The organism is Streptomyces sp. NPDC031210 (assembly GCF_055570395.1).
This window is the reverse complement of the sequence record NZ_JBVIHH010000014.1, coordinates 106,149-127,361: the sequence shown is the minus strand read 5'-3', so window position 1 is coordinate 127,361 and position 21,213 is coordinate 106,149. Positions and strand designations below refer to the sequence as shown.

The 21,213-nt window shown below is 70.1% G+C and carries 22 protein-coding genes and 1 pseudogene; 10 read left to right on the top strand and 13 right to left on the bottom strand.

The window, feature by feature from the left end:
• Nucleotides 1-7: 7 nt before the first annotated feature.
• Nucleotides 8-445, top strand: a complete 438-nt coding sequence (locus ACZ45Z_RS24685) for a tautomerase family protein (protein WP_468366257.1) — start codon at nucleotides 8-10, stop codon at nucleotides 443-445.
• Between the two features lie 80 nt (nucleotides 446-525).
• Here ACZ45Z_RS24685 and ACZ45Z_RS24680 read toward each other — a convergent pair whose 3' ends face one another.
• The 3 genes from ACZ45Z_RS24680 to ACZ45Z_RS24670 all read right to left on the bottom strand — a co-directional run bounded on the left by ACZ45Z_RS24680 (nucleotide 526) and on the right by ACZ45Z_RS24670 (nucleotide 2,830).
• Nucleotides 526-1,236 carry a hypothetical protein gene (locus ACZ45Z_RS24680; RefSeq protein ID WP_468366255.1) on the bottom strand — a complete coding sequence of 237 codons (711 nt, stop codon included), beginning with the start codon at nucleotides 1,234-1,236 and terminating at the stop codon, nucleotides 526-528.
• A 251-nt stretch (nucleotides 1,237-1,487) separates the two neighbouring features.
• Nucleotides 1,488-1,928: a hypothetical protein gene (locus ACZ45Z_RS24675; RefSeq protein ID WP_468366252.1), complete on the bottom strand. Its 441-nt coding sequence runs from the start codon at nucleotides 1,926-1,928 to the stop codon at nucleotides 1,488-1,490.
• A gap of 227 nt (nucleotides 1,929-2,155) precedes the next feature.
• Nucleotides 2,156-2,830 carry a hypothetical protein gene (locus ACZ45Z_RS24670; RefSeq protein WP_468366249.1) on the bottom strand — a complete coding sequence of 225 codons (675 nt, stop codon included), beginning with the start codon at nucleotides 2,828-2,830 and terminating at the stop codon, nucleotides 2,156-2,158.
• 671 nt (nucleotides 2,831-3,501) lie between these two features.
• Between ACZ45Z_RS24670 and ACZ45Z_RS24665 the strand changes: the two are divergent.
• The 3 genes and pseudogenes from ACZ45Z_RS24665 to ACZ45Z_RS24655 form a co-directional block, all read left to right on the top strand.
• Nucleotides 3,502-3,837, top strand: a pseudogene (locus ACZ45Z_RS24665) (GTP-binding protein); the annotation flags it as partial.
• Nucleotides 3,838-3,878: 41 nt separating this feature from the next.
• Nucleotides 3,879-4,178 carry a GTP-binding protein gene (locus ACZ45Z_RS24660; RefSeq protein ID WP_468366247.1) on the top strand — a complete coding sequence of 100 codons (300 nt, stop codon included), beginning with the start codon at nucleotides 3,879-3,881 and terminating at the stop codon, nucleotides 4,176-4,178.
• Between the two features lie 243 nt (nucleotides 4,179-4,421).
• Nucleotides 4,422-4,733, top strand: a complete 312-nt coding sequence (locus ACZ45Z_RS24655) for a 4a-hydroxytetrahydrobiopterin dehydratase (RefSeq protein ID WP_468366244.1) — start codon at nucleotides 4,422-4,424, stop codon at nucleotides 4,731-4,733.
• Nucleotides 4,734-4,871: 138 nt separating this feature from the next.
• On the opposite strand, the gene ACZ45Z_RS24650 is transcribed toward ACZ45Z_RS24655, so the two are convergent.
• The 6 genes from ACZ45Z_RS24650 to map form a co-directional block, all read right to left on the bottom strand.
• Complete coding sequence (locus tag ACZ45Z_RS24650) at nucleotides 4,872-5,537, bottom strand: potassium-transporting ATPase subunit C (RefSeq protein ID WP_468366241.1); 666 nt, start codon at nucleotides 5,535-5,537, stop codon at nucleotides 4,872-4,874.
• A gap of 7 nt (nucleotides 5,538-5,544) precedes the next feature.
• Nucleotides 5,545-7,665 carry a potassium-transporting ATPase subunit KdpB gene (kdpB, locus tag ACZ45Z_RS24645; RefSeq protein ID WP_468366509.1) on the bottom strand — a complete coding sequence of 707 codons (2,121 nt, stop codon included), beginning with the start codon at nucleotides 7,663-7,665 and terminating at the stop codon, nucleotides 5,545-5,547.
• 32 nt (nucleotides 7,666-7,697) lie between these two features.
• Nucleotides 7,698-9,362, bottom strand: coding sequence for a potassium-transporting ATPase subunit KdpA (kdpA, locus tag ACZ45Z_RS24640; RefSeq protein WP_468366506.1), 1,665 nt, complete (start codon nucleotides 9,360-9,362; stop codon nucleotides 7,698-7,700).
• A gap of 7 nt (nucleotides 9,363-9,369) precedes the next feature.
• Nucleotides 9,370-9,459: a K(+)-transporting ATPase subunit F gene (gene kdpF / locus ACZ45Z_RS24635; protein WP_468366238.1), complete on the bottom strand. Its 90-nt coding sequence runs from the start codon at nucleotides 9,457-9,459 to the stop codon at nucleotides 9,370-9,372.
• Nucleotides 9,456-9,611, bottom strand: coding sequence for a hypothetical protein (locus ACZ45Z_RS24630; protein ID WP_468366235.1), 156 nt, complete (start codon nucleotides 9,609-9,611; stop codon nucleotides 9,456-9,458). The genes kdpF and ACZ45Z_RS24630 overlap by 4 nt, the downstream gene beginning before the upstream one ends.
• Before the next feature lie 89 nt (nucleotides 9,612-9,700).
• Nucleotides 9,701-10,468: a type I methionyl aminopeptidase gene (gene map, locus ACZ45Z_RS24625; RefSeq protein ID WP_468366232.1), complete on the bottom strand. Its 768-nt coding sequence runs from the start codon at nucleotides 10,466-10,468 to the stop codon at nucleotides 9,701-9,703.
• 63 nt (nucleotides 10,469-10,531) lie between these two features.
• Here map and ACZ45Z_RS24620 point away from each other — a divergent pair, with 63 nt between their 5' ends.
• Together ACZ45Z_RS24620 and ACZ45Z_RS24615 are read left to right on the top strand one after the other, a co-directional pair.
• Nucleotides 10,532-10,807: a helix-turn-helix domain-containing protein gene (locus ACZ45Z_RS24620; protein WP_468366229.1), complete on the top strand. Its 276-nt coding sequence runs from the start codon at nucleotides 10,532-10,534 to the stop codon at nucleotides 10,805-10,807.
• A 214-nt stretch (nucleotides 10,808-11,021) separates the two neighbouring features.
• Nucleotides 11,022-12,140, top strand: a complete 1,119-nt coding sequence (locus ACZ45Z_RS24615; RefSeq protein ID WP_468366226.1) for an amidinotransferase — start codon at nucleotides 11,022-11,024, stop codon at nucleotides 12,138-12,140.
• 83 nt (nucleotides 12,141-12,223) lie between these two features.
• On the opposite strand, the gene ACZ45Z_RS24610 is transcribed toward ACZ45Z_RS24615, so the two are convergent.
• Both ACZ45Z_RS24610 and ACZ45Z_RS24605 read right to left on the bottom strand, forming a co-directional pair.
• Nucleotides 12,224-13,573: an FAD-dependent oxidoreductase gene (locus ACZ45Z_RS24610; protein WP_468366223.1), complete on the bottom strand. Its 1,350-nt coding sequence runs from the start codon at nucleotides 13,571-13,573 to the stop codon at nucleotides 12,224-12,226.
• 309 nt (nucleotides 13,574-13,882) lie between these two features.
• Nucleotides 13,883-14,599, bottom strand: a complete 717-nt coding sequence (locus tag ACZ45Z_RS24605; RefSeq protein ID WP_468366221.1) for a TetR/AcrR family transcriptional regulator C-terminal domain-containing protein — start codon at nucleotides 14,597-14,599, stop codon at nucleotides 13,883-13,885.
• A gap of 237 nt (nucleotides 14,600-14,836) precedes the next feature.
• Between ACZ45Z_RS24605 and ACZ45Z_RS24600 the strand changes: the two genes are divergently transcribed.
• A complete protein-coding gene (locus ACZ45Z_RS24600) occupies nucleotides 14,837-16,516 on the top strand; it encodes a CocE/NonD family hydrolase (RefSeq protein WP_468366503.1) in 1,680 nt (559 codons plus the stop codon).
• On the opposite strand, the gene ACZ45Z_RS24595 is transcribed toward ACZ45Z_RS24600, so the two are convergent.
• Nucleotides 16,495-16,995, bottom strand: a complete 501-nt coding sequence (locus ACZ45Z_RS24595) for a hypothetical protein (protein WP_468366218.1) — start codon at nucleotides 16,993-16,995, stop codon at nucleotides 16,495-16,497. The genes ACZ45Z_RS24600 and ACZ45Z_RS24595 overlap by 22 nt on opposite strands.
• 263 nt (nucleotides 16,996-17,258) lie before the next feature.
• Here ACZ45Z_RS24595 and ACZ45Z_RS24590 point away from each other — a divergent pair, with 263 nt between their 5' ends.
• From ACZ45Z_RS24590 to ACZ45Z_RS24580, 3 genes are all read left to right on the top strand, one after another.
• Entirely contained in the window at nucleotides 17,259-17,753 is a 495-nt protein-coding gene (locus tag ACZ45Z_RS24590) for a hypothetical protein (RefSeq protein ID WP_468366215.1), read from the top strand.
• Nucleotides 17,754-18,520: 767 nt separating this feature from the next.
• Nucleotides 18,521-19,633 (top strand): PLP-dependent cysteine synthase family protein, encoded by a 1,113-nt coding sequence (locus ACZ45Z_RS24585; RefSeq protein WP_468366212.1) that lies wholly within the window; start codon nucleotides 18,521-18,523, stop codon nucleotides 19,631-19,633.
• Entirely contained in the window at nucleotides 19,630-20,928 is a 1,299-nt protein-coding gene (locus tag ACZ45Z_RS24580) for an MDR family MFS transporter (protein WP_468366209.1), read from the top strand. The genes ACZ45Z_RS24585 and ACZ45Z_RS24580 overlap by 4 nt, the downstream gene beginning before the upstream one ends.
• Nucleotides 20,929-21,066: 138 nt before the next feature.
• On the opposite strand, the gene ACZ45Z_RS24575 is transcribed toward ACZ45Z_RS24580, so the two are convergent.
• A complete protein-coding gene (locus ACZ45Z_RS24575; RefSeq protein ID WP_262928305.1) occupies nucleotides 21,067-21,195 on the bottom strand; it encodes an LPFR motif small protein in 129 nt (42 codons plus the stop codon).
• Nucleotides 21,196-21,213 lie beyond the last annotated feature (18 nt).

Genomic DNA, 21,213 nt, shown 5'->3' with positions numbered 1-21,213 from the left:
CCGGCGGATGCATGCCAAGCCCACCGAGGAGAGCCGAGCCATGCCGTACTTCCGGGTCACCGTCACCGATCCCGACCTGCCCGCCGACGACCAACGCGCTCTCGCCGAGGGACTGACCCGGCTGGCGGTCTCGGTCCTGCGCAAGTCCAGCGCGAGAACCATCGTCCACATCAACCTCGTTCCGGCCACCTGCTACTACATCGACGGCAAGCCGCTGGCCAAGGGCCGCGACGCACACCTTGAAGCCAGCCTCACCCTGGGCACGAACAGCGCCGCGGAAAAGGCCGCCTTCATCGCCAAGGCCGGCGAACTGCTGTCGGACGTTCTCGGCCCCCTCCCCCGGTCCGGCGTCGCGCTGCACGAACTACACCCCGAGAGCTACGGCTACAACGGCGTGACGCAATTCGACTACTACCGACGACCCGTTGACCCGTCGGTGGCATGAGGTGCCGGCGAATTCCTCGCGGTGATGTCGCGCCGGCAGTGGACGGCGTGGCCGCGCGCGAACGAAGCACCGCCGCGGTCTCATCCGCGTTCGAGAACCCGGCGGGCGGCCTTGAGCCACTGGTCCTTCTCGGCCTTCAGCACCCGGAATTCCTTTGAGTGGCGACGAATGGCGTCGTTCTGCATCCGGGTCTCCACGCCGGCCCAGACGGAAACGAGAGCGGTTCTCTCCTTGCATCCAACGTCCGCCCGCGCCACGTCGATTTCCCGCCGAGAGGGTCGGGTCGACTTCCCCCACCGGGCGTCACCGGTGGCTTTGAGGGGACCCGAGTAGCGGAAGCCGTGCTTCTTCATGCACGCACTCCACTCGCGAAAGACGTGTACGACCGCGCTGTGGCGTTTGGAGGCGGCGAATTCCTCACCGATGCGCTGGTTGAACAGGGACTGGTCGGATTGCCGGATCCCTCGCAGCAGGCTTCCGTGCGCCTGCTTCCAGCACCCGCCCTCGCCCTTCTCGCCGAAGGCGGCCCGCTGTTCCCGGTCCGGCAGCTCCTTCCGTTCGTCCCATGCCGCTTCGCGGCGGGTCAACTCCTGCGGGGCCGGGGGCAGGTGGTAGCCGAAGCGGGCGGCGATGCCGGGTTCGATGAGGCCGTAACGTCGCCGGTTCGGCGGGTCCTGGTCCACGCCGCTCGGTCGGGGCAGAGCCTTCCACCCCATTCCCTTGTCACGCATGCAGTCACGGATCAGGAGATCTTCGGCGGCCTCGATGGTATGGATCTGGGGAGTGGACATCGCGTACGCGTCGAAAGGCAGGACCAGCCGTCGCGCCTCCCCGCCGACGGCGGGAACGACGGGAACGTCAACTTCCTTCCGTGACGACGGCTCCGCTGTCTCCGACGAACACCCGGCGGCCAGAACAAGGAGGGAAAGGAGAGTAATCAGAGCCGGGGCGGCAATCGCGGAACGAGATGACATGGCGAACCTCTGGCGGTCATGAGTCAGGGTGGGGCGCCGGCGAACCGACGCCCCACCCCAACGCGCTCCTACCGGAACCGAACGCAACTGGCCTTGTTGTCGAAGTGGTTGTTCGTCAGGTCGGAGTCCTTGCTGTTCGGGCGGCTGGAGTATTTGGCGCCACCGCAGCCGTGCCCGTCCTCGGCATCGTTGTACAGATCGACCCAGCGGTCCGTGGTGTTCTTGACCGAGCTCGTGCCGTTGTTGATCGTCCTACCGTTGTGGGCGCCCCCGATCCACTTGTTGTTCGCCAGGTTCCCGTCGGACCGGGCGAAGGGGTAGTACCCGTTCTTGAAGTTGTCGTCCTTGTAGACATAGAACTTGCCCGCCCGGAGGCCGACTTCAGCGGAAGCCGCCGACGGCGCGGAACCCTTGGAAGGCGCGGCTCCAGCGGTCGCCGTTCCAAGTCCGAGCAGGGTCACCGCGCTCAGCGACGCGGCGCTGAGCGTGCGGATGAGCTTGTGCTTCATATGTCGTCTCCCCCATGAGGTCATGGCCTCTGTCGGTACGGCAGGGCTGGTCGCCCAGGCCCCCTGGTCCCGGGGGCCTCGCCGTGTGACGGGAACGATTCAAGTACTCGGCAGATCGCACGTACAGGTGTTTCGAGGAGACTCGAATGACGGTGCATACGCTGATGCTTCGGTTGCTCGACGCCTGGCATGAGCGCTACCGGTCCGGCCCGCGGCCGGTACCGCGTCTATGACCTGGGGGCGCCGTACCAGCGCCACGTGGTCAGACGCGGGTGGCCGGGCAGCTCGGCGCGTCCGGTGGCCCACAACAGAGTGGGCCAGGGGTCCGTCGTCTGCGGGGCATCCGGAAACAGCCTGGCGAGCACCCGCGCGCAGAGGTCGGCGGGCGGCGCCCAGGCGAGCCCGAGTCCCTCGGCCAGATCGTGGGTGTGCACCAGGGTCTCCACGACCCCCATCGCGGCGAAGCCTTCCGGGTCCGACACTCCGTGACTGTGGTAGGCGCGGACCCCCGACGGCGTTGTGCGCACCATGGCGACCAGCAGCGCGCCGGTCGCCTCCAGCACCTGCAACAGTCCGGCCGGCCCCGCCGCGCGGTTCGCATGGACGGCGTTCGCGGGGCCGCCGGGTCGCCGGCTTTCCCACACGAAGGGCACCTCGCCCTCCAACGGCGGTGTCCTCGGGCCCAGTTGGACCGCGTACGCGAAGAGGTCGTCACTCAAATGCTCGACCGTCTCCCAGCAGTCCCACTCCAGGGAGCCGGCCTTACCTTCCCAGGCCGCCGGGGACGCCTCTCGGAGGGTGACAACCGCAAGCCGGACGGCACGATCGAGATCGTCCGCAGTCACGTGAGACGGGGACGGGGACTGGGACTGGTACGGGCCAACTTCAATTGATCGGGACATGGCATGACCGTATCCCGAAGAGCGGCCCGCACAGGCGCCCGTCCCGCACTCCCCTACGGCCGAGGTCGAGGCAGCTCTCAGCAAGACAGTCATGGAAACCATTTTCATTTAGGTTAGGGTGAGGGGCGCCGGGCGACGGGTGCGGCCGAGCGCCGCCGGTGTGTCCAGGTCGGCAGAACAATTGACGGCGGTATACGCACCGGCCGCATAGACGGTGTTCAGAGGAGGTGGAGACGTGCCTGCGGTGTTGATCTGGGCGCGCAGGACCGCTCACGACTTCGTGGCGGCGATCGCGCGGGTGGGAGAGTGACGGTCGGCAGCCGCCGGGAGCGGGGCTTGTTGGGGGTGGTGTGCGGCAACACCCCGGAGGCAGGTGCCCTTGTGCTGGACAGGCTGCTCGACACACTGCCGGACGCAGTGGTGCTGTCGGTCTCGGTGCACAGCGGCGAGGGCGCGCGAACGTGGAGGCATCGCCGGTTCTGGTGGACTTGTGGCGGACCCCGCTCGGCAGGACACCCTTGGCGCACTACTACGACGTGGCGCCGATCGTCGTCGGCGTCGACCCGGAGCGTTTCCTGAGTGACCTGCGCTGTGTTCACCGAACCGTCCCGGGACCGCGCCATGGCGCCCACACGGACCCGGTCACGATCGCCGAGGTGACGGCCAGGCGTATGGAGGCCGCGGGAACGGTGGTCCTCGCGGACGGCCGCCTGGTCGGGGGCGGCAGACGTGAGGGCGCCCGTGCTGTGCTGGCGCACCTGAACCCTTCCGCGGAGATTCGTTCCGATGCCGCGGCCCTCACCGACGACGACCTGGCGGCTCTGGCGGAGCCCGATCCCCGGTGGGTCTCGTCAGGGCCGGGCGACCGGCTCGAACCCGTCACGATGCCCCTGCTCCGGCGCGGTGTCGACCACGGCGTGCGGTCGGTGCTGTGGCGGTCCCGTCGGCCACCGCACCCCGAGCGACTGGCGGACAGCCTCGCCACGGTCATGTCCGACGTCGTGCGCAGCCGCGGCCACCTGTGGCTGCCCACCCGCCGGAGAACGTCGTGGCCTGGCGCTCGGCGGGCGGCCATCTGGAGATGCGCGAGGCCGGCCGCTGGCTCGATGGCGGCGACACGAGTGCCTGGCGCGATGCGTCTCCGCAGCGCCGGACGCTGGCATCGTGGTTCTGGGACGCCTACTACGGGGAGCGGCGCAACGAGGTCGTCTTCACCGGTGTCGACCTGGACCCGGACCGCCTCCGCTCCGCCCTGGACGCCGCGCTGCTGGACGACGACGAGCTGGCACGGGGGAGGGAGGGCTGGGCCGACCTCGCCGATCCGCTCCTTGGCGGCGGGCGGTCGTAGTCGTTCCGGCTGTCGGACGCCGAGGTCCCTGCGTCGCACGCGGCGAACCCGAGCGCGCCGTCACTCTCTCGGCCCCATCCCGGCGCAGAGATCGCAGCGGGGACCGGCTCGGCGCTCCCCCGCAAGGTGCCGCATGGGCTGCGCACCGGCATGGCTCGATGGGCGAACGACGAGTTCGGGGACAGACTTGATGACGTCCTCGCGACCGAACGCCGCCGAACACCGATACCGAAGGAGAACCACGTGCCCACAACCCCGCTGAACGGTGCCGACCTCGACAAGGCCCTGGGCGATCTGCCCGGTTGGCAGGTGAAGGACGGCAACCTCACCGCAGCGTTCAAGACGGACCGCTCGAACCTGCCGGGCTTCTACATGGCCGTCGCCGCCGCCGAGGACGAGGCCAACCATCACGCCGACATCCACATCCTCTACGGCACGATCTCCTTCGCGCTGAACACCCATGACGCCGGCGGGGCGATCACGGCGAAGGACACCGCTCTCGCCGCCCGCATCACCGCCCTCGCCTCCGAACACCAGGCCCGTCCCGCCGACTGAGCACCGTCACCGCTCCAGCCACGGGAGCGGCCTCGCCGACATGGGAGCAACCTCGCTGAGCTGGAACCAGGGCCCGGACCGGCGGGCCCGGGATTGTCCCCGGGCCCGCCGGCTCCCGCGTAGGGCTGCCGAAAGCCATCAGCTCCTGGTCAGTTCCTTGAGGGCGATGTTGAGCTTGAGGACGTTGACGCGCGGCTCGCCGATGAAGCCGGCCAGCCGTCCGTCGGTGTGCTCGTCGACCAGTTGGCGGACCCGTGCGACGTCGAGGTGGTTGGTCTCGGCGACGCGGTGTACCTGGAGCTGGGCGTACCGCGGGGAGATGTGCGGGTCGAGGCCGGAGCCGGAGGAGGTGACGGCGTCGGCCGGTACGTCCGAGGGCCTGACCGTGAAGTCGGCGGTGGAGTTGTCCTTGACGACGGCGGCCTTGGCGTCCTCGACCCACTGGATCAGATCGGCGTTGTCGCCTGACCGGTTGGTCGCACCCGACACGATCAGCTTGTACCGGGTGTTGACGGAGTTGGCGCCGAGGCCGTTGGACGGGCGCGGCTGGAACCACTTGAGGTCCGGCGCCGGCGTGTCCTCGCCGTGCTTCAGCGGCAGGTCGTAGCGCTGGCCGATCAGTTCGGAGCCGACGACCTTGCCGTCGCTCCTGATCTCCGAGCCGTTGGCCTTGTTGTTGAAGAGTGCCTGCGCGACGCCGGTGACGGCGAGCGGGTAGGCGACGCCGCAGAGGACGGTCAGTGCGAGGAGAGCCCGGAGGCCGGCCCCGATCAACCGTGCGGTGTTTCCGACGGAGTTGTTCATGGTGTCGTCACCCGATGCCAGGGATGAGGGAGAGGAGCAGGTCGATGAGCTTGATGCCGATGAAGGGGGCGATGAGGCCGCCGAGGCCGTAGATCCCCAGGTTGCGCCGGAGCATCTTGTCCGCGGTCATGGGCCGGTAGGGGACGCCCTTCAGGGCGAGCGGTACGAGGGCGATGATGACCAGCGCGTTGAAGATGACGGCGGACAGGATCGCCGACTGGGGCGAGGCCAGCCCCATGATGTTGATCTTGTCCAGGCCCGGATACACCACCGCGAACATCGCGGGGATGATCGCGAAGTACTTCGCCACGTCGTTGGCGATCGAGAAGGTCGTCAACGCGCCCCGGGTGATCAGGAGTTGCTTGCCGATCTCGACGATCTCGATGAGCTTGGTCGGGTTGGAGTCCAGGTCCACCATGTTCCCGGCCTCCTTGGCGGCCGCGGTGCCGGTGTTCATCGCCACGCCGACATCCGCCTGCGCGAGGGCGGGGGCGTCGTTCGTACCGTCGCCGGTCATCGCGACGAGCTTGCCGCCGGCCTGCTCCCGCTTGATGAGCGCCATCTTCTCCTCGGGAGTGGCCTCGGCGAGGAAGTCGTCGACGCCGGCCTCCTCGGCGATGGCGCGGGCGGTCAGCGGGTTGTCGCCCGTGATCATGACGGTCTTGATGCCCATCCGGCGCAGCTCGGCGAACCGTTCCCGCATGCCTTCCTTGACCACGTCCTTGAGGTGGATGACGCCCAGCACGCGGGGCCCCTTGGCGTCGTCGACCGCCACGAGGAGCGGGGTGCCGCCCGCTTCGGAGAGGGCGGCGCCGATCGTGTCCGCGTCGTCGGGGACGCGGCCGCCGCGTTCCTCCACCCACGCGACGACGGAGGCCGTCGCGCCCTTGCGGACCTTCCGCGCCTCACCGTCTTCCGACAGGTCGACGCCCGACATCCGGGTCTGGGCGGTGAACGCGACCCACTCGGCATGCGCCAGTTCGCCTTGGTGGCGCTCGCGCAGGCCGTACGTCTCCTTGGCGAGCACGACGATCGAGCGGCCCTCGGGCGTCTCGTCGGCGAGTGAGGAGAGCTGGGCGGCGTCGGCCAGTTCGGCGGCCGTGGTGCCCTGGACGGGGACGAACTCGGCGGCCCGGCGGTTGCCGAGGGTGATCGTGCCCGTCTTGTCGAGCAGCAGCGTGGACACGTCGCCGGCGGCTTCGACCGCCCGGCCCGACATGGCCAGGACGTTGCGCTGGACGAGCCGGTCCATGCCGGCGATGCCGATGGCGGAGAGCAGCGCGCCGATGGTGGTCGGGATCAGGCAGACCAGCAGTGCCGTCAGCACGATCATCGACTGCTCGGCGCCCGCGTAGCGCGCGAACGGCTGGAGCGTGACGACGGCGAGGAGGAAGACGAGGGTCAGCGAGGCGAGCAGGATGTTCAGCGCGATCTCGTTGGGCGTCTTCTGGCGGGCCGCCCCCTCCACCAGGTTGATCATCCGGTCGATGAACGTCTCCCCCGGCCTGGTCGTGATCTTCACGACGATCCGGTCGGACAGCACCTTCGTACCGCCTGTTACGGCGCTTCGGTCGCCCCCGGACTCGCGGATCACCGGTGCCGACTCGCCCGTGATGGCCGATTCGTCGACGGACGCGATGCCCTCGACGACGTCACCGTCGCCGGGAATGATGTCGCCGGCCTCGCAGACCACCAGGTCACCGATCCGCAGGGCGGTACCGGGCACCCGCTCCTGGCCCGTGCCGTCCTGGGTCAGACGGCGGGCGACGGTGTCGGTTTTGGCCTTGCGCAGGGTGTCGGCCTGCGCCTTCCCGCGGCCTTCGGCCACCGCCTCGGCCAGGTTGGCGAAAAGAGTGGTGAGCCACAGCCACACGGCGATGGCCCAACCGAACCAGTCGCCCGGATCCTTCAGGGCCAGCACGGTGGTGACGACCGAGCCGACCAGCACCACGAACATCACCGGAGACTTGATCATCACCCGGGGATCGAGCTTGCGGAAGGCGTCCGGCAGCGACATGACGAGCTGCTTCGGGTCGAACAGGCCCCCGCCGACCCGCCCGTTGTCGGGCTTGCGGCCGGTGGGCACGTCCTGGTGCGGAGCGTGGGTCGTAGTGGTGGAGGTGGACATGGCGTCCTCTTGCTTCGTTACGTCGGTGGTGGTCATGACGCCAGTCCCTCGGCGAGCGGACCCAGCGCGAGCGCCGGGAAGTACGTCAGACCGGTGATGATCATGATCGAACCCACCAGCAGACCGGTGAACAGCGGCTTCTCGGTGCGCAGCGTGCCCGCGGTCCGAGGTACGGGCGATTGCTCGGCGAGCGCGCCGGCCAGCGCGAGCACGAACACCATCGGCAGGAACCGGCCGAGCAGCATCGCCAGTCCGAGGGTGGTGTTGAACCATGGGGTGTCCGCGTTCAGACCGGCGAAGGCGGAGCCGTTGTTGTTGGCGCCCGAGGTGTAGGCGTACAGGATCTCGGAGAATCCGTGGGCGCCCGAGTTGGTCATCGAATGGGCCGGGGTGTCCAGGGCCATCGCCGCGGCGGTGAAGCACAGCACCAGCGCCGGGGTGATGAGGATGTAGCACGCCGCCAGCTTGATCTCGCGCGTGCCGATCTTCTTGCCCAGGTACTCCGGCGTACGGCCGACCATCAGTCCCGCGAGGAACACCGCGATGATCGCCATGATCAGCATGCCGTACAGCCCCGAGCCGACACCGCCGGGCGCGATCTCGCCGAGCTGCATGCCCAGCATGGTGATGCCGCCGCCGAAGCCGGTGAAGGAGGAGTGGAAGGAGTTGACCGCGCCGGTCGACGTCAAGGTGGTGGCCACGGCGAAGATCGACGAGCCGCCGACGCCGAACCGGGTCTCCTTGCCCTCCATGGCGCCGCCCGCGAGCTCGAACGCCGGGCCGCCGTGGTGGAACTCGGTCCACATCATCAGGGCGGTGAAGCCGAGCCAGATGGTCGCCATCGTGGCGAGGATCGCGTACCCCTGCCGGATGCTGCCGACCATCCGCCCGAAGGTGCGGGTCAGGGCGAAGGGGATCAGCAGGATCAGGAAGATCTCGAAGAGGTTCGAGAGCGGGTTGGGATTCTCGAAGGGGTGGGCGGAGTTGGCGTTGAAGAGGCCGCCGCCGTTCGTGCCCAGCTCCTTGATGACCTCCTGGGAGGCGACCGCGCCGCCGTTCCACTGCCGCGTCCCGCCCGTGAACTGGCCGACCTCATGGATGCCGGAGAAGTTCTGGATCGCACCGCAGGCGACCAGCACGATCGCGCCGAGGACGGAGACCGGCAGCAGGACGCGTACGACGCCGCGTACCAAGTCCGCCCAGAAGTTGCCCAGTTCACCCGTACGCGAGCGCGCGAAGCCCCGCACCAGCGCGACCGCCACGGCTGTGCCGACTGCCGCGGAGACGAAGTTCTGCACGGCCAGGCCGCCGGTCTGGACGACGTGACCCATGGCTTGCTCGCCGGCGTACGACTGCCAGTTGGTGTTGGCGACGAAGGACGCGGCGGTGTTGAACGCCTGGTCCGGGTCGATGGAGACGAAGCCGAGCGAGCCGGGCAGGCTGCCCTGGAGCCGCTGAAGGGCGTAGAGGAAGAGGACGCCCACCGCGGAGAAGGCCAGGACACCGCGCAGATAGGCGGGCCAGCGCATCTCGGCGTCGGGGTTGGCGCCGATGGCCCGGTAGATCCACTTCTCCACGCGCAGATGCTTCGTGGAGCCGTAGACCCTGGCCATGTGGTCGCCGAGCGGCCGGTATGCCAGCGCGAGCGCCGCGATCAGCGCGAGCAGTTGGAGCACACCGGCGAGGACGGGGCTGATCACGTACTCAGAACCTCTCCGGGTTGACGAGGGCGAGGACGAGATAGCCCAGCAGGGCGACGGCCACGATCAGGCCGACGATGTTCTCGACAGTCACAGCTTCGCCACCCCCTTGGCGACAGCGGCCAGCAGCGCGAAGACCGCGAGCGTGGTGACGACGAAGGCCACGTCGGCCATCGTGAGCTCCTGAAGGAAAGGAAGAGGAAGAGACGAGCATCGGTGGTCTCTCGGACTGATCGAGAAGACCACTCCTCCGCCGCCCCTCGGCCGCCCTTGACGGGTCCCATACGGCCCTGGCCTCGCTCTTTACGAGTCCTGTACGCCCGCGCCAGGAGAGGTCAGGGCAGGGTGAGGACGCGGGGGCCGTCCCGGGTGATGGCGATGGTGTGTTCGATGTGGGCGGCTCGGCTGCCGTCGGTCGTCCGCAGGGTCCATCCGTCCGGATCGGTGCGGTAGTCGCCCCGTCCGCCGGCCATGAGCATGGGTTCGATGGCGAGGGCGAGGCCGTGGCGCAGGGGAAAGCCGCGTCCCGGACGTCCGTGGTTGGGGACGTGGGGGTCCTCGTGCATCCGGCGGCCGATGCCGTGGCCGCCGAAGTCGGCCGGCATGCCGCAGTCGGCGGCGCGGGCGACCGTGCCGATGGCATGGGAGATGTCCCCGACGCGGTGCCCGACGGTGGCCGCGGCGATGCCGGCGTCCAGGGCGCGCTGGGTGGCGGCGATGAGTTCCAGGTCGGCGGGACGGGCGGTGCCGACGGTGAAGCTGATGGCGGCGTCTCCGGTCCAGCCGTCGAGTTCCGCTCCGCAGTCGATGCTGATCAGGTCTCCGTCGCGCAGGCGGTAGCCGTCGGGGATGCCGTGCACGAGGGCATCGTTGACGGAGGCGCAGATCACGGCGGGGAAGGGGCGGGGCGCGAAGGAGGGCTGATAGCCCAGGAACGGAGAGCGCGCCCCGGCCTCGGTCAGGACGGTGCGGGCGGCTTCGTCCAGCTCGCGCAGGCGAACTCCCACGGCCGCCGTTCGGCGCACGGCCGCGAGCGCCTGCGCCACGACGCGTCCCGCTTCACGCATCGCCTCCAGTGCCGTATCGGTCTTGATCTCCACCATGTGCCGTGACTCCCCGCGATCCGCAAGCTACCCAATACTTATACCGGTATTAGTATCACGGGTATGGTGAGAACTCCTTTGACTCCGCAAGAGCGGCAACGCGGAGAGCGCTTCGGGGCCCTGCTCCGTCAGGCCCGCGGTGACCGCAGCATGGTGGACGTCGCGGCGGCGGCCGGGGTGTCCGCGGAAACCCTCCGCAAGATCGAGACCGGCCGGGCCCCGACCCCCGCCTTCTTCACCGTGGCGGCCCTGGCCCACGCACTGGACCTCTCGCTGGACGACCTGGCCGCCGCCTGCGCGGAGGATGCCGACCTGGGCCGACGGGCCATGTCGGCCTGACCGCCGGACGGACACCCCCTGGAAGCGCCCGCCTCGAACCATGCGGAAACCGGCCGATTGATCACTTCTCGTATCGCTCAGGCCCCGCATCGGCGGGGGCTGTGGCCGTCAAGGTGGCATTTCCGGCCAACCCCCCGACGAAACTTGATCATTGGGTCGACCGTCCTCTTGAATCGCATGTGCCAAGGGCACATGCGCCACCAAGGAGTACGACGTGACGACCGACGCACGAGAAGCCGGCGAGCTTCTGACGTTCCCTCGACCCATCCCGCCGACCGGTCCCGTGTGTTCCTACACGGAATGGGATCCGCTGGAGGAAGTGATCGTCGGGATCGTCGACGGAGCGAGCTTCCCGACCTGGCACCTGGCCTTACCTCCCGTGCTGCCCGCCGATCAGCACGACGTCTTCCGTCAGCAGGCGGGGCGCCCGTTCCCCGCCGAACAGGTGGAAGCCGCCCGCCGGGACCTCGAGGAGTTCGTGCACATCCTCGAAGGCGAGGGCGTCACGGTCCGCCGCCCTGAACCGATCCCCCAGCGCACGGAGTACAGCACGCTGGAGTGGACCAGCACCGGCATGTACGCGGCGATGCCCCGCGACGCGCTTCTCGTGGTCGGCGACGACATCATCGAGTGCCCGATGGCCTGGCGGTCTCGCTACCACGAGTCCCTCGCCTACCGGCCGCTGCTGAAGGAGTACTTCCGGGGCGGTGCGAAGTGGAGCGCCGGCCCGAAACCGGAGCTGAGCGACGCCCAGTTCGACCAGGAGTGGAGCGACCCGGGAGAGGACGGGCCGCAGCGGCTGGTGGTGACCGAGTTCGAGCCGACCTTCGACGCGGCCGACTTCACCCGCTGCGGGCGCGACATCATCGCGCAGAAGAGCCACGTCACCAACGACTTCGGTATCGAGTGGCTGCGCCGGCACCTGGGCGACGAGTACCGCGTCCACGTGTTCGAGTTCAACGACTCGCACCCGATGCACATCGACGCGACCTTCGTACCGATGGCGCCGGGAAAGCTGCTCGTCCATCCCGAGCGGGTGCCGAACGTGCCGAAGCTGTTCAAGGGCTGGGACGTGATGGCCGCGCCGGCCCCGGTGATCCCGGACTCCCACCCGCTGTACATGACCAGCAAGTGGCTGAACATGAACATCCTCATGCTGGACGAGGAGCGGGTCATCGTCGAGCGGCAGGACGAGCCGATGATCTCGGCCATGAAGAAATTCGGCTTCACGCCGATTCCGTGCAACTTCCGGAACTTCAACAGCTTCGGCGGTTCGTTCCACTGCGCGACCCTGGACGTGCGCCGGCGAGGGACCCTGCAGTCGTACCTGTAGGGAAGCCGGCTACCCCCACCGAGTGGTGCCGCGGAGATCATCTGTCCGGATCCTCCGGGTCGTGGGCATCGACTCGGCGTGAGCTACGCCCTGGTCGCCCGGCGGCCGCCGGTGCGGCCGAAGAGGGAGGGAAACAGCACGCCGGGCCTGAGCAGGGTGCTGGACGGGGCGCTCAGCGACATGACGTCGATGAAGCGTTCGGCGACCTTCTCGTCGTGGTTCGCCCGGGCCAGCACCCGCAGCAAATAGCGGTTCTGGAGGTCGAGCAGGATCCCGGAGGGGCCACCGATGGTGGTCGGCCATTGCGCGTCCTGACTGGCCGTCATGGCCCATGCCTGGGAGGCGGTCTTCGCCACCGCGCGCTGTACGCGCCGGCCGTCCGCGAGGTCGGCGTCGCGCAGCGCCAGAGCCCCGAAAGCCGCGACGGACATTCCCTGGGCGTACGCCGGGTTGAACGTACAGGTGGCGTCCCCGAGCGCGAGCAGCCCGGCCGGAAGCCGACCGTCGTCGTAGCGGCGGCGCCGGTCGGCGCCGGGGCGGAAGCCGTGCACCGGGCCGAGCGGTTCGGCCTGGGCGAGTACGCGGCTGAGGATGGGATCGCGCAGTTGGCCGAGGTAGTCGGTGAACCCGGCCTCGTCGGTGGGTGGTTCGCTGCCGCGCATACCGGCGACGCTGACCAGCCAGCGGTCGCCCTCGATCGGGGCGAGGGCTCCCACTTTCGGGGCGGAGGGCGGCCGCCCCTGGATCTGTACGGCCTTGAAGTCCCAGGGCGATTCGGCCGCGCGATGGTAGAGGCGGGAGGCGTAGGCGATACCGGAATCCACCCGTTCCTCGGCGATCGGCGAGCCGCCCAGTTCGGCGAGCCAGGCGGGCGTCGCGGAGCCTCGCCCGGAGGCGTCGACCACGAGGTCGGCTTCGATCTCGGAGTGCGCGGGCGCTTCGCCCGAGCTTCGGCCGGGACGTGTCCGCACCCGGACTCCCGTGACCGTCTTGGAGTTACCGAGCAGCCCGGTCACTTCCGTACGGTCGCGGAACTCGACCTCGGCGTCGTGCTGGACCCGCTCGCGGACGGCCCAGTCGATCAGCGGGCGGGTGCAGACGAGGATGCCGCGCTTGCCCTCGTAGCGGGGCATCCAGCCCACCGGGGTGAGCCAGTGGATGTCCTGCGGCAGGGTCAGCCGTAGTGCGCCCCTGGCACGGAGTTGGGCGCCGAGCCCGGGCAGCAGGCGCTCCATCGCGCGCAGGCCACCGTCCAGGAGCAGATGCGCGTGGCGGGACTGCGGGACACCGGCCCGGAACACCGCGCCTTCGGGCAGGTGGTCCCGCTCCACGACCACCACGCGCATCCCGTGGTGGCGCAGCGCCAGCGTCGCCAGGCAGCCGGCCAGGCCGCCCCCGACCACCACGGCGGTTCGGCCGGTCGCTCGGCTCATCGGGCATCTCCGTTCGTCGGTCCGGGGTCAGTACCGGGCTACCAGGTCAGTACCGGGTCACTACCGGGTAAGTACGGGGCCATGCGGTGCCCTGCGGCGCCGGCGGCGGCTCGGTGTCTTCGATGTCCCACACGGGCGGTCGCACACCTCCAGGGTTGATCGCCGAGGGTCATCGTAGAGGTACGTTGAGCGGCAGTGGGGGCGTTCCTCAGCCGAGCTTCCGGATACCACCGGTGAGGAGAGACGAGACCCGGCAGGGTGTCGAACTCCCGGATGCGGTACGGCTGTTAGCTGTTGACCGGCGGCGGGTCAGTCGGTGTCGAGGCCGTCGATCAGGCGGTCGAGGAACCGGGTGAAGGTGGCCTCGGGGTCGAGGGGGCGTCCGGGGGCGGCGAGGACCTCGGCGAGTTCCGGGTGGTGGCCGTCGGCGGCGACGGTGGCGAGGTAGCGGGCTTCGGCCGCGGCCCGGTCGGGGTGGTCCGCGGCCGCGGACTGGGCGATCTCGTAGCCGACGTGCCCGGCGACGAAGCCCGTGAGCAGGCTGAAGACCTCCAGCTTCGCGGCGCCGTCCAGGCGGGTGGGCCGCAGCGCGGCGAGAGCGCGTTCCAGGAAGGCCAGGGTGTGCGGGCCGAGTGTGCGGCGAGCGGACAGCGCGGCGGGCAGCCAGGTGTGACGGAGCATCAGGGAGCGCTGGAGGTGACCGATGGACTTGAGATCGGTACGCCAGTCGCCGGTCAGCGGGCCCGTCGTCGGGAGTTCGGCGCTGACGTGGTCGACCATCAGCTCCAACAGCGTCTCCTTGTCGGGGGCGTAGCTGTAGAGGGACATGACGCCGGCTCCGACCTCGGAGGCGACTCGCCGCATGGTGACCGCCTCCAGCCCTTCGGCGTCGGCGAGGGCGACGGCTGCCGCCGTGATCGCGCTGCGGCTGTAGGCCGGTTTGCGGCCCCTGGCGGGCCGGCCGGGGCTCAGCCAGAGCTGTTGTGGGTCGACGCCTGTGGCGCCGGCCCCGTCACCGCGGGTCACGTTCTCGTCCGTCCTCTTCCGGATCGCCGGGCGTTGCGAAGCAACATCCAAGCACGCACTCAGGCATCCAAGCACCCGACAAGCGGCCCTGAGCAGTCACCAGCGCGGGCGACGCTCGTGGGCTATTCTCGTACAACGTACGAGAATACTTGAGGGGAAACCATGCCGCACACGCACGACGTCCCGCCGAGGCCCGACTGGACCGCACCCAGCGGCAAACCGCCGTTGTCCGCACGGATGACGCGGGCGACCTGGCGCGCCCTTCCGGCCAAGCGGCACGACGTCGGCTGGGAACCGGGGCTCGTCGCGCCGGCCGCCGACGGCAGCCCCTTGGTCACGGATCACTACTTCCCCCGCACCCGGGGCGACTTCCCCACCCTCCTCGTGCGCTCGCCGTACGGCAGGGGCCTGCCGTGGTCTCCCATGTACGGCGTCCTCTTCGCCGAACAGGGCTTCCACGTGGTCCTGCAAAGCTGCCGCGGGACCGGCGGCTCAGGCGGCCGGTTCGACCTGTGGCGCAACGAGGCGGCCGACGGCCGGGCCGCGGTGTCCTGGCTGCGCGAGCAGCCCTGGTTCAACGGAACGCTGGGCACCGTCGGCCCCAGCTACCTGGGCTATGTGCAGTGGGCACTCGCCCTGGATCCGCCACCGGAACTCAAGGCGATGGCGATACAGGTCGGCCTGCACGATCCGCACGCCCTCTTCCACGCGGGCGGCGCGCTCCAGTTGGAGAACGCCCTCGCCGTGGGCGCCGGCATGACCTACCAGCACCAGGGGATACCGGCCTTGCTGAGGGCGACGTTGCGCCTGCGGCGCCGGTTGCGCGAGATCACCACCGCGCGGCCGCTACGCGGGGCCTACGTCTCCGCGCTGGGAGAAGTCCCCTGGCTGGACGACGTGATGACCCATCCGGACGCCGACGACCCGTACTGGGACGGCGCGGCCCTGGGGGAGGCGGCGGAGCGGCTGAGCGTACCCACCGGCCTCATCACCGGGTGGCACGACGCACTGGCCGACCAGACCTTCGAGCAGTACGGCCGGCTGCGTGCGGCCGGCTGCGAGGCCGCCCTGCTCGTCGGCCCATGGACGCACACCTCGGCGCTCCAGCAGGGCTGGCCCGAGGTGTTCGCCGAGAGCCTGGCGTGGCTGCGCGCGCACCTGTGCGACGACTCCACCGGCCTGCGCCCCACCCCGGTGCGGGTGCACGTCGGCGGCGCAGGCGGATGGCGGGACCTGGACGAGTGGCCGCCGACCGCCGCCGGGGACGTCTGGTTCCCTGCCGCCGACGGGACGCTCAACCAGCAGGCGCCCGTGGCATCCACACCTCTTACGTCCTTCGCCTACGACCCGGCCGACCCCACCCCGTCCCTGGGCGGGCGCCTGCTCTCCCGCGGCGCCGGCGCCCGCGACAACGGCCCCCTGGAAGCACGGGAGGACGTCGTGACGTTCACCGGCCCGCCGCTGACCGAGCCCGTCGACGCCGTCGGCCCGGTCTCCGCACGACTGCGGATCTCCACGGACACCGGTCACGCCGACGTCTTCGCCCGCCTGTGCGACGTGGACGCACAGGGCCGTTCCACCAACGTCTGCGATGGGCTCGTCCGGCTGCGGACCGCCGGGCAGGCCCCCTCGGAGGTCACCGTCCCGATGAGCTCCACGGCCCACCGCTTCGCCGCCGGCCACCGTGTGCGCCTCCAGATCAGCGGAGGCGCCCACCCGCGCTTCGCCCGCAGTCCCGGCACCGGCGAGACGTCGGCCGACGCCACCGGCCTCAGGCCGGTGCGCATCACGCTGCACGCGGGCTCAGCGCTGGCTCTTGGGCGGGCGGCGCGGAAGCCCGAAGCCGCCGGGTCCGCCCACGACGATCGAGGTCCGCACGGATCCACCGACGGACGTCAGTCGACATCCTCCGCGTAGTCGGTCGTGGTGCATCCGTCGATCGCGCCCTCTTCGGCCACGCTGCCCGACGGCGCCGTGAAGTTCGGGGTGCAATTGAGGAACAGCAGCCCGGCGTTGAGGAGCGTCCGCCGCTGCTCGTCGCTGCTCGGGTCGACGGCGAAGTCGTCGCCGACCATGAGGTCGTCCTGCTCGTCCTCGTCCCCCCGGACGGCGGTCTGGAACGCCTCCATGTCCTCGATGGTGAGGAAGTCGACGTCACCGCCGCCGCCCGCCGGGTCCTCGCACTCGCCGCCGCCGTTGACGCCCGTCATCCCCATGGCCCGCACCCGCTGCACCTCACCGGGCGAGGCGATGTCGATGCTCTCGCAGTTGAGCGTCGACTTGAGGAAGTCCCCGGCTTCGGAGGGCGAACCCGCGGAGGGCAGGCCGCCGCACGCGGAAACCGATGCCAAGGCGAGAACCGTGCCGGCGATGGCGAGTGTTCGGTGGAAACGCATGACGTTCCTTTGCAGATGTGGCTTCGAGCCGGGCGCGCCGACCGGATGCGGCGGCGCGCCGGCTGCGGGGGTGAAGAAAGCCGCTCTCCCCCGTTTCCCCCGCCATGATGAGTTGACCGGGACATGGTAAGCGGAACCGGCGACCTGCTCGCGCGCTCCGGCGAACTCCTCAAGGCCCGGCCCGTACGGTCTCCGTGTCTTGTTCCCACCAGGTCTCGCCCACGCGAGGTGTCACCGGGGCGGAACCGGGCTACGCTCACGGCGTGATCACGGCCTGGTTACCCTCCGGCGCACACCGGCTTCGCTCCTCGGCGAAGCCGCTCCGCGTGCTGGTGCTGGGCCTGTTCCTCTTCGGCCTGCTGTATTCGCACGCCGTAAGTCCCGATGCCACGCTGAGCCATCTCCCCTCCGGCGGTGGCGTATCGGCGTCCGCGATGCACCTGGAGCCCCCCGGCCAGCCCGATGCGGTTGTCGGTGCTCCGCACGGTAAGCACGGTGCGTACGGCACGCACGGAGTCTTCGGGGCCGAGGTGCCGGGTGGCCCGCACGGTGATCACGGGCAGCGGCACGATCAGGACGAATGCGCGCTGGGCCAGCTTCCGCAGAGTCCTGGGGCGGGAATGCCCGGCATGCCCCTGCCGGGCTCGGTGCGGGACGACGGCGTCCCGCCCGTCCGGACGGGCGTCCGCCCCGCCCTGGAACGGGACTTCGCCGTTCTCATGCCGCACGCGGCCCAACCCACCGTTCTACGCATTTAGGTCGGCGCCTTCCCGACCGGTGGATGTTCTCCTACGGACCGCCGGCCCGGCCCCCGGCCGAGGTCGTCCGTCCCGCACTCGACCGGTTCGCGACGTCTGACCTCCCACGCTCGCCGTCGCAAGCACGGCGCGGGGGCGGTCGACGGCTTCCGGCCCCCACCCCTCTCTGCCCGCGCCGTGAGTATTCCGGCGAGCGCAGCAGCCGCACGGAGGTTGTGTGCTGCCCTGCCCTTTGACTCCTCCTCTCACTCGTCCCCCAGGGGCCGGCCGTCCCGGGAATCGCCACCTCGTCCGGGCCGTGCTGAGCGCCCTCCTGATCGCGATGTTGGGATGTTCCGCCGGCCACGCGCCGCTGCACGCGGCGGAATCGGCGTCCGGCTCCGTGGCCGCGGTGTCGCGTGCGTTCGCCGAGCGGTCGGACCACGATGCGCAGCGGACCGCCGAGTCATACGAAGGACGGGAAGGCTGCCACGGGATCCCTCCCGCCACGGTCACCGCCACGACCCAGCCCGCCCGGGTCCAACCACCCGCCACCACAGGTGCGGTGGCGACGCACCAGGACGGCACGGGCGGCCCCCAACGCCTCACCGTCGTCCGAAGCCGGGGGCCGAGCGGTGGTCGAGCCGTCCGCACCGCCTTGTGCAGGTGGCGCATATAGGCGGCGCACGCGTCGGCCGCCGCCGACGCACCGCGCGCCGGGCCCGCTCAGGGCACGCCCGCGGAACGAGCGCCCGCCCCCTGCCCGTCACCGAACGAGAGCGAAAACCATGCACTCTCCGACCACGAGTGACTTCACCCCCGCCGGCTCTTCCCTTTCCGGGCTCGTCGGCAACACCCCGCTGCTGCGGGTCTCCCGGCCCTTCACCCCACCCGACCGTGGCTTCTGGGCCAAGTTGGAGGGCTTCAACCCCGGCGGCATCAAGGACCGCCCCGGCCTGCACATGGTCGAACGGGCCCGCGCGCGCGGCGAGTTGCTGCCGGGATGCCCGATCGTCGAATCGACCAGCGGCACGCTCGGCCTGGGCCTCGCCCTTGCCGGCATGGTCCACGGCCACCCCGTCACCCTCGTCACCGACCCGGGGCTGGAAGGGTCCATGACGCGACTCCTCGCCGCGTACGGCGCGACCGTCGACATCGTCACCGAGCCCCATCCGACCGGTGGCTGGCAGCAGGCGCGCCGCGACCGCGTCGCCGAACTGCTGGCCGCACTCCCCGGGGCCTGGTGCCCCGACCAGTACAGCAACCCCGACAACGTGGCCGCCTACACACCCCTGGCCCTCGAACTCGCCGCCCAGATGGGCCATATCGACGTGCTCGTCTGCAGCGTCGGCACCGGCGGCCACTCGGCGGGCATCTCCCGTGTGCTGCGCCAGCTCTACCCCGACCTGCGGCTGGTCGGCGTGGACACCGTCGGATCGACCATCTTCGGCCAACCCGCGCGCCCGCGGCTCATGCGCGGCCTCGGCTCCAGCATCTACCCCCGCAATGTCGCGTACCAGAACTTCAGCGAGGTGCACTGGGTCGCCCCTGGCGAATCCGTCTGGGCCTGCCGGCAGTTGGCCGCCTCGCACTACGCGACCGGCGGCTGGAGCGTCGGCGCCGTCGCGCTGGTGGCGGGCTGGCTCGCACGTACGCTCCCGCGCGACACCCGCATGGTCGCGGTCTTCCCCGACGGACCCCAGCGCTATCTGGAGACCGTCTACGACGACGTGTACTGCGCCGAACACGGACTGCTGGGCGTCGAACCAGCTCCCGAGCCGGAGCTGGTGGGCCGCCCCGACGAGAAGGAAGTCACCCGCTGGAGCCGCTGCACAGACACCACCGACCCGCTCTCCCTGATAGCGGAGACGACCGGCCCCGAAGGTGAGGCGGCACGATGAAGACGACTCTCGCGCAGGTCCGCTCCTACGACCGCAGCGTCCAGCTCCTTCTGGTGAACCAGTTCACCATCAACCTCGGCTTCTACATGCTGATGCCGTACCTGGCCCAACACCTGTCCGGAACGCTCGGCCTGGCCGGCTGGCTGGTCGGACTCGTCCTGGGCGTACGGAACTTCAGCCAGCAGGGCATGTTCCTCATCGGCGGCACCCTCGCCGACCGGTTCGGCTACAAGCCGCTGATCGTCGCCGGCTGCGTGCTGCGAACCGTCGGCTTCGCCACGCTCGGGCTGGTCGACTCCGTCCCGGCACTGATCGCCGCCTCCGCGGCGACCGGCTTCGCGGGCGCGCTCTTCAACCCCGCCGTACGCGCCTACCTGGCGGCCGACGCCGGGGAGCGCCGCGTCGAGGCATTCGCGCTCTTCAACGTCTTCTACCAGGCGGGCATACTTCTCGGCCCGCTGGCGGGAATGCTGCTGACCGGCCTCGACTTCCGGGTCACCTGCCTGGTGTCGGCGGGGATCTTCGTCGTGCTGAGCATCGTGCAGATCCGGGCGCTTCCGGCGCGCAGGGCGAACGACGCCACCGGAGGCGGCGCCGGGGAGCGGGAGGGCTTCCTGTCCCAGTGGCGGACCGTCGTGACCAACCGGGCGTTCCTGCTCTTCGCCACGGCCATGATCGGCTCCTACGTCCTGACGTTCCAGGTCTATCTGGCGCTGCCGCTGGAGGTGCGGCGACTGGGCGGCGAGGGCGAGTTCGGCACCGTCGCCGTGGCCCTGCTGTTCGCGGCCTCCGGACTCACCACGATCGTCGGCCAGACCAAGGTGACCGCCTGGTGCAAGGAACGGCTCGCGCCCGGGCGGGCGCTCGTCCTGGGGTTGCTGGTCATGGGTGCCGCGTTCGCGCCGCTGCTCGCCGCCTCGGCGCTGCCGGTGCCCGAGGACGGCGTCGGCCGGTGGCTGCTCGCCGCCGTGCCGCCGACGCTGGCCGCGCTGTTGCTGGCCCTCGGCACGATGATCGCGTACCCCTTCGAGATGGAAACCATCGTCCAGCTCTCCGGTGACCGTCTCGTCGCCACGCACTATGGCCTCTACAACACCATCTGCGGCATCGGCATCACGCTGGGCAACCTGCTCACCGGCGCGGCCCTCGACGCGGCCCGCAAGGCCGGCATGTCCGCGGTGCCCTGGCTCGCCCTGCTCGCACTCGGCCTCGCCTGCTCCGGCGCCCTCTACGGCCTGCACCGGGCAGGCCGCCTGACACGACCGGCACCCGAGCCCGCACCCGCCGTGGCCTGACAACCGCGGCTGTGGGCGCGAGGGCGGGCGACCTGGCGACATTCGTGACGTCGTCGCCCGCCCCTCGTCGGCCGGAATGCGCCTATGCCCCTCTCAGTGATCTCTGTGGTCTCAGTGGTCTCAACGATTTCAATCGTCTCAGTGGCGTCCGTGGGCGGTGTCCGAGGCACCACCGAAGAGCCGGGCGACCGCCCGGAACGGAAGAGTGACGACGGTGGCAATGGCTCCGCCGATAGCCCGGAGAACATCTGCGATCGCCTTCAACATGAGCGAACCTCCGTCCTG

Excerpts from the sequence above, each read along its gene's own strand:
- ACZ45Z_RS24620 (WP_468366229.1), top strand. The coding sequence starts at position 10,532 with ATGGTGAGAACTCCTTTGACTCCGCAAGAGCGGCAACGCGGAGAGCGC.
- map (WP_468366232.1), bottom strand. The coding sequence starts at position 10,468 with ATGGTGGAGATCAAGACCGATACGGCACTGGAGGCGATGCGTGAAGCG.
- ACZ45Z_RS24670 (WP_468366249.1), bottom strand. The coding sequence starts at position 2,830 with ATGTCCCGATCAATTGAAGTTGGCCCGTACCAGTCCCAGTCCCCGTCC.
- kdpB (WP_468366509.1), bottom strand. The coding sequence starts at position 7,665 with ATGTCCACCTCCACCACTACGACCCACGCTCCGCACCAGGACGTGCCC.
- ACZ45Z_RS24610 (WP_468366223.1), bottom strand. The coding sequence starts at position 13,573 with ATGAGCCGAGCGACCGGCCGAACCGCCGTGGTGGTCGGGGGCGGCCTG.
- ACZ45Z_RS24600 (WP_468366503.1), top strand. The coding sequence starts at position 14,837 with ATGACGCGGGCGACCTGGCGCGCCCTTCCGGCCAAGCGGCACGACGTC.
- ACZ45Z_RS24685 (WP_468366257.1), top strand. The coding sequence starts at position 8 with ATGCATGCCAAGCCCACCGAGGAGAGCCGAGCCATGCCGTACTTCCGG.
- ACZ45Z_RS24595 (WP_468366218.1), bottom strand. The coding sequence starts at position 16,995 with ATGCGTTTCCACCGAACACTCGCCATCGCCGGCACGGTTCTCGCCTTG.
- ACZ45Z_RS24585 (WP_468366212.1), top strand. The coding sequence starts at position 18,521 with ATGCACTCTCCGACCACGAGTGACTTCACCCCCGCCGGCTCTTCCCTT.
- ACZ45Z_RS24580 (WP_468366209.1), top strand. The coding sequence starts at position 19,630 with ATGAAGACGACTCTCGCGCAGGTCCGCTCCTACGACCGCAGCGTCCAG.
- ACZ45Z_RS24650 (WP_468366241.1), bottom strand. The coding sequence starts at position 5,537 with ATGAACAACTCCGTCGGAAACACCGCACGGTTGATCGGGGCCGGCCTC.
- ACZ45Z_RS24680 (WP_468366255.1), bottom strand. The coding sequence starts at position 1,236 with ATGTCCACTCCCCAGATCCATACCATCGAGGCCGCCGAAGATCTCCTG.
- ACZ45Z_RS24675 (WP_468366252.1), bottom strand. The coding sequence starts at position 1,928 with ATGAAGCACAAGCTCATCCGCACGCTCAGCGCCGCGTCGCTGAGCGCG.
- ACZ45Z_RS24575 (WP_262928305.1), bottom strand. The coding sequence starts at position 21,195 with ATGTTGAAGGCGATCGCAGATGTTCTCCGGGCTATCGGCGGAGCCATT.